The sequence below is a fragment of the Romboutsia sp. 13368 genome, from assembly GCF_018336475.1.
Lineage (GTDB): Bacteria > Bacillota > Clostridia > Peptostreptococcales > Peptostreptococcaceae > Romboutsia.
In genome coordinates, this window is record NZ_CP048741.1 from 150,916 (window position 1) to 156,738 (window position 5,823).

General features: G+C 26.6%; 5 protein-coding genes (1 of these 5 only partly in view). All 5 read left to right on the top strand.

Annotated elements, in window-relative coordinates:
- A protein-coding gene (locus G3997_RS00690; protein ID WP_296646517.1) for a prepilin-type N-terminal cleavage/methylation domain-containing protein crosses the window boundary here: on the top strand, nt 1-11 show its 3' portion. Its footprint begins 403 nt before the window's first position; 11 of the gene's 414 nt are visible here — the last part of the coding sequence; the start codon falls outside the window, past its left edge; it ends in the stop codon at nt 9-11.
- 449 nt (nt 12-460) lie between these two features.
- Nucleotides 461-1,495 (top strand): YecA family protein, encoded by a 1,035-nt coding sequence (locus G3997_RS00695; RefSeq protein WP_296646521.1) that lies wholly within the window; start codon nt 461-463, stop codon nt 1,493-1,495.
- Between the two features lie 233 nt (nt 1,496-1,728).
- A complete protein-coding gene (locus G3997_RS00700) occupies nt 1,729-2,106 on the top strand; it encodes a hypothetical protein (RefSeq protein WP_296646526.1) in 378 nt (125 codons plus the stop codon).
- 134 nt (nt 2,107-2,240) lie between these two features.
- Nucleotides 2,241-3,833, top strand: a complete 1,593-nt coding sequence (locus G3997_RS00705; RefSeq protein ID WP_296646530.1) for an NAD(P)/FAD-dependent oxidoreductase — start codon at nt 2,241-2,243, stop codon at nt 3,831-3,833.
- Between the two features lie 170 nt (nt 3,834-4,003).
- Entirely contained in the window at nt 4,004-5,608 is a 1,605-nt protein-coding gene (locus G3997_RS00710) for a Na/Pi cotransporter family protein (RefSeq protein WP_442971217.1), read from the top strand.
- Nucleotides 5,609-5,823: the final 215 nt, after the last annotated feature.

The window sequence follows — 5,823 nt, forward strand, 5'->3', positions numbered from 1 at the left end:
GATTAAAATAATTAATATGTTGTGCTGGTTGCTTTACTCAACATATTGAAATCACTAGATATTATTTGAAAAATAGTTAAATATACRTTACTATAACCTAGTATTTTHAATGATTTTATTTAACTAGCACAACGAGTTAATTAATGAAAAATTATAAATTAAAAAGAATAATCTTTAAACACTATTTTGTTAGTTAATAATATATAGCCAATAAAATAAATTAAGTAAAATAATATAGCAAAATTAATCAATATTTAGATAAAACTACTGATAAAACAAAGAGGATTAAGATATATTAGCATAGAAAGTTTATAATTGAAGTATATTAAAATATTATGCCAAAACTTAACACTATACATAAAAATAAGAAAATAATATCATAAATATAGAATCATTTAATAAAAAATGGTATAATAATAAATTGTACTTTTAAATTAAAAACAAAGGAGTGAAACTCACATTGCTAGGGAGAAACGAGTTATGCCCTTGTGGAAGTGGCAAAAAATATAAAAGATGTTGTTTAAATAAAGATGTTGTAGTAGATAGAGCGGGTAGAAAAGTTAGTACAGCTCAAAAACAATATTCAGATTTATATACTAGAATATATGAATATTCAAGACAAGATAAGTTTAAAGAAGAATATGAAAAAGCTAAAGAAATGTTCTATATAATAAATGATGATGCTATAAACGCAAAGTTTGATAGATTCTTTAATACATACTTTATACAAGACCATATAATGGAAAGTAAAAAAGTTATGACTGTTGATTTCTATGAAGCAAATAGAGACAAAGTTAATTCTGCTGAAGTTAATATATTAAGAAACTTATTTGAATCATATGTAGGTATCTATGAAATTAAAGAAGTATTAGACGGAAAAATACTTTTAAAAGACTGTTTAACTGACAGAGAAGTTTACACAGAAGATGTAAAATTATTAGCTGACTTTAAAATAGGAAGTTCTATGATAGCTAGAATAGTTGATGTTGAAGATACAAGCATATTAATAGATATAACTATAAGTATATCAGATGCAGTTAAAGAAGTTATCGTAAATGACTTAAAAGCTTTATTTGCTCAATATGAAGATTTATACAAAGATATGAAAACTTTCTTAATACATCATACTCATATATTATATAAATATATGCAACAATTATTAGAGCCAACTATAGCTGAGTATTTAAAGAAACAAAAAGAAGAAAAAATGGACAAGTTAGCTGAAGTAGCTGTTACAGAAGATGATTGTAATGTATGTATAATGCTTAGACAAAATGTTGAAGCTGAATACCTAGATTCTTGTATAGATTTCTGGAATGAATATAAAGAAGCTAACGGAGAAGTTAAAGGTTCTGAAAATGGATGGGCTGCAGCAGTAGAATATCACATTAAAAAAGTTAACGGACAAGCTATAACACAAGCTCAAATATCTAAAAAGTATGAAATAAGTCCAAGTACTTTAGGTAAGAGATACAAAGATTTAAAGATATCTTAATAAATAAAAGTTAAATTAAAAAATTTTTTAATAAAAATTTTTAGTGCATTAATTAGAGGGTATATATGTTAATATATAGTCTCTAATTTTTTTGTTAAWAWTAAATTATAGATATTAAATAGAGATAAGTATATTTTTAATTAAATTTTAGAAAATCGTAAAAAAAGGTTTTAATATATGCGAATAATGTATAAAATAGTAGATGTATAAAAATAATAGAAAGAGGTATAATTATGAGTCTTAGTTTAGGAAATGCAATAGCGGTATCAACAAACTTTATAAAATCAAATCCAGCAGTGCCTGTATATAAAGGAGAAGAAAATCCAAATAACTTATATGCTGTTATATATCATATTGAAATAGGATATAGTGAAGTAGCATCTCAAAAAACTAAACAATACATAATAATAGATTATAAAGAATTTAACTTAAATATAGATGAAAAGAATGAATTAATAGATTTAGCTAAACAATATTGTGAATCTAAAAATATACCAAATGATGAGCAATTAGAAATAGCACTTTTAGATAATGAAGAAGCTGAAAACTTCTTAGAAAAAGTATTCAATAATATGAAAGTTATAAGAGGTCTTATAACTAAAAAAGACTAATATAKAAATTKTAKATGAAATTTTGAAAGAGTATAAAAAGAAAATATAGAGCTAATATTTATAGAAAGCTAGGTTTATTTCCTAGCTTTTAAAGTGCTTAAAAAATAAAAATTATTGATGTAAAGGAGATCAAGATGTTAAGAATATCAAACTTAAAATTAGGTATAGATGAAGATATTTCTTTATTAAAAAAACTTATATTAAAAAAACTTAAGATAAAAGAAAATGAACTTATAAAATATTTTATATATAAGGAATCTATAGATGCAAGAAAAAGAGGTAGAATAGATTTTGTATATACAGTTGATGTAGAAGTAAAAAATGAAAATAAAATTTTAAAAAGTTCCATAAAAGATGTTGTGGAAATAAAACAACGTAATTATATTGGTGTCGAAATGGGAACTGAAAAATTAAAAAATAGACCTGTAATAATTGGTAGTGGACCAGCTGGTTTATTTTCAGCTTTAGTATTAGCTCAAAGAGGATATAATCCTATTATGATTGAAAGAGGATTAGATGTTGATAATAGAACTAATGATATAAATGATTTCTGGAATAATAGAAAGTTTAAAAATAATTCAAATGTACAGTTTGGAGAAGGTGGAGCAGGTACTTTCTCTGATGGAAAACTTACAACTAGAATAAAAGATATTAGATGTAGAAAAGTTTTAGAAGAATTAGTTAACTTTGGTTCTCCAGAAGAAATACTATATTCACATAAGCCTCATGTTGGTACAGATATATTAAAAAATGTAGTTAAAAACATAAGAAATGAGATAATCAGACTTGGAGGAGAAGTAAGATTTGATACTCTAGTTACTGATATAATAACTGAAAATGGAGATATAAAAGGAGTAGTTGTAAATAACAATGAAACTATAGAATCTGATGTTGTTATATTAGCAATAGGCCATAGTGCTAGAGATACTTATAAGATGCTTTACAAAAGAGGTGTAAGAATAATACAAAAGCCTTTTGCAATAGGAGCAAGAATAGAACATCCTCAAGAATTAATAAACAAATCTCAATATAAAGAATTTTATAACCATCCAAGACTTGGAGCAGCTGATTATAGATTAATAGAACATACTTCAAATCTTAGAACAGCTTATACTTTCTGTATGTGTCCAGGAGGTAGTGTTATAGCATCTGCATCAAATGAAGGAGAAGTTGTAACTAATGGAATGAGTGAGCATGCTAGAGATAAAGTAAATGCAAATAGTGCATTTTTAGTAAATGTACTTCCTTCTGATTTTGGAAGTGAAGATCCTCTTGCAGGAGTTTATTTCCAAGAAAACTATGAAAAATTAGCTTATGAATTAGGTGGAAAAAATTATAATGCACCAGTTCAATTAGTAGGAGATTTCTTAAATGACAAAGTATCTACATCATTAGGAAAGGTAGACCCATCATATAAACCTGGATATACATTTGTAGATCTTAGAGAATGTCTACCTGAATTTGTTACTTCAACTATGAAGGAAGCATTAGTTAAGCTAGATAATAAATTACATGGATTTGCAATGCATGATGCTGTATTAACAGGAGTTGAGACTAGGTCATCAGCACCTATAAGAATTGTTAGAGATGAAGAAACTTTACAATCTGTAAATACTAAAAATCTTTATCCATGTGGAGAAGGTGCAGGATATGCAGGTGGAATTGTTACTGCAGCAGTAGATGGTATAAAGTGTGCAGAGAAAATTATAGAAAGATATTCTAACTAATAGACAAAATTTAACATATATTTCACATAGATTTAATATATTTATAATATTTAACATAATCTTAACACAAAATAAGTAAAAAATTTGTTAAAATGTAATAGAAATATATATTATAAGTTAATCATCGCATATCAAGGAGGATAAGAAAGTTGGATATAGCAATAGGAATTATGGGAGGCCTTGGTTTATTCTTATACGGTATGAACCTTATGGGAGATGGTCTTCAAAAGTCAGCAGGGTCAAAACTTAAAAGAATTATAGAACTACTTACTAGTAATGTAATCATGGGAGTACTAGTTGGTATGGTAGTTACTATGGTAATACAAAGTAGTAGTGCAACTACAGTAATGGTAGTTGGTTTTGTTAACGCAGGAATAATGAGTTTACCTCAAGCAATAGGTGTTATAATGGGTGCTAATATAGGTACAACTATAACAGCTCAGTTAGTATCATTAGATGTTGATTTCCTTGCTCCAGTAGCACTAGGAATAGGTATAGTTATATATATGTTTACTAATAAACCAAAATATAAGCATATAGCAGAAATACTTATAGGATTTGGTATATTATTTACAGGTATGGATTTCATGAAAGATGCTGTTAAGCCATTAGCTGAATATCAAGGATTTACAGATATGTTATTAAGCTTTGGACATCATCCACTATTAGGAGTATTAATGGGATTCGCTATAACAGCTATAGTACAAAGTTCAAGTGCTTCAATGGGTATGTTAATAGCTCTTGCTTCTCAAGGCTTAATACCTATAACAGCAGCTTTACCAATATTATATGGTGAAAATATAGGTACATGTGTAACTTCATTAATTTCTAGTATAGGTGCAAGTAGAAATGCAAGAAGAGCAGCTATAATGCATTTTACGTTTAATGTGTTAGGTTCTGTTATATTTATGTTTATATTAAGTAAGCCTATAGTAGCTATAGTTACTGCTATAGACCCTACAGATGCAGCTAGACAAATAGCAAATGCACATACATTATTTAATATAATAAATGTTATAATATTATTACCATTTAATAAGTTAATAGTTAAATTAGCATTAAAATTAGTTCCACAAAATAAAGATGAACAAGAAGATGATGATAAAGTTGTTAAATTTATAGATGATAGAATGATAGAAACTCCATCAATAGCATTAGCTAGCATAGTAAAAGAAACTCTAAGAATGGGTGAAAAGTCTAAGGAAAGCTTAAATGCAGCTATGGAAGGGATAATGGAAAAATCTAATGAAAAGATTGAATTATCATTCAAGAAAGAAAAGCAAATAAATGAATTACAAAAGCAAATATTAAATTATCTACTTAAATTATCAAAAGCTTCATTAGATGAAGATTCAAGAGAAACAGTAGATGCTTTATTCAACACAGTTACTGATATAGAAAGAATCGGAGATCATGCTGAGAATATAGCTGAATTAGCAAAAGATATAAAAGAATCAAATATATCTTTATCAGATGTAGGAGTATCAGAGCTTAACGAAATGTACAATAAAGTAGTATCTACTTATACTTATGCTTTAGAAGCTATGAGAACATCAAATGTTGACTTAGCTTGCAAAGTTATAAAAATGGAAGAGCAAGTAGATATGATGGAAAAATCATGTAGAGCAAATCACATGAACAGATTAAATAGTAGTTCTTGTAGTATAGATACTGGAGTTATATACTTAGATATAATAAGTAACTTAGAAAGAGTATCTGACCATGCTGTTAATATAGCACAACAAGTTATAGCAGGAAGAGTTACTAATAACTAATTAAAAAATAAAAGTTGTCTCATTTGAGGCAACTTTTTTATTTGTAATATTAATAAATATAGTGTTTTATAAAAAGTATTGAATTATAAGATAAAGAAATGTAATTTATGATTAATTATAGAGGAAGTTTATGCTATAATTTTCTTAAAGATAGAAAGAAAGAGGGATATTTATGGGAAATATTAAATTTGATTATAGCAAGGCTATAGGATTTA

Coding starts and splice junctions, on each gene's coding strand:
- G3997_RS00700 (WP_296646526.1), top strand. CDS start 1,729: ATGAGTCTTAGTTTAGGAAATGCAATAGCGGTATCAACAAACTTTATA.
- G3997_RS00705 (WP_296646530.1), top strand. CDS start 2,241: ATGTTAAGAATATCAAACTTAAAATTAGGTATAGATGAAGATATTTCT.
- G3997_RS00710 (WP_442971217.1), top strand. CDS start 4,004: ATGGGAGGCCTTGGTTTATTCTTATACGGTATGAACCTTATGGGAGAT.